Genomic DNA, 475 nt, shown 5'->3' with positions numbered 1-475 from the left:
CGGTCCAGGCATCGTTCACGCGGTGGCTGAAGAGGTAGCCCCACGAGTTGTTCTCGGTGTCGTAGGCGTCCCAGCCGGGCTCGCTGATGAAGGCCGAGGTGGGGATCTGCCCATACGGGCTGGACAGCCGCGTGCCCTGCCACGGGAAGAAACCGATCAGCGATCCGCTCTTGTCCTTCTGGTGCGTGAACTGCAGCGTGAGCGACGTGGCGGCGCTGGGCTTCCAGGTGAGCGAGGGAGCCAGGATCAGCCGGTCGTCGCTCACGTGGTCCACCTGCGAATCGCTGTCGCGGCCCACGGCCACCAGCCGGTAGAGCCATTGCCCGTCCTGCGTGAGCGCGCCCGTCAGGTCGGCGGCGATCTGCTTGCGGGCGAAGTTGCCCACCTGCACCTGCACTTCGCGCAGCGGCTCGGCCTGCGGGCGCTTGCTGGTGAGGTTCAGCACCCCGCCCACGCTGCCCTGGCCGTAGAGCAC

The 475-nt window shown here is 68.4% G+C and carries 1 protein-coding gene; it reads right to left on the bottom strand.

The genetic code is table 11. The features are described 5' to 3' along the window. Positions 1–475: TonB-dependent siderophore receptor (locus tag K9U40_RS23525; protein WP_432715940.1), on the bottom strand; the 475-nt coding region annotated here is incomplete at both ends.

The organism is Xanthobacter autotrophicus (assembly GCF_030015065.1).
Taxonomy (GTDB): domain Bacteria; phylum Pseudomonadota; class Alphaproteobacteria; order Rhizobiales; family Xanthobacteraceae; genus Xanthobacter; species Xanthobacter autotrophicus_D.
Note: the sequence above shows the minus strand (reverse complement) of the source record. Positions and strands in the feature narration are given on the sequence as shown.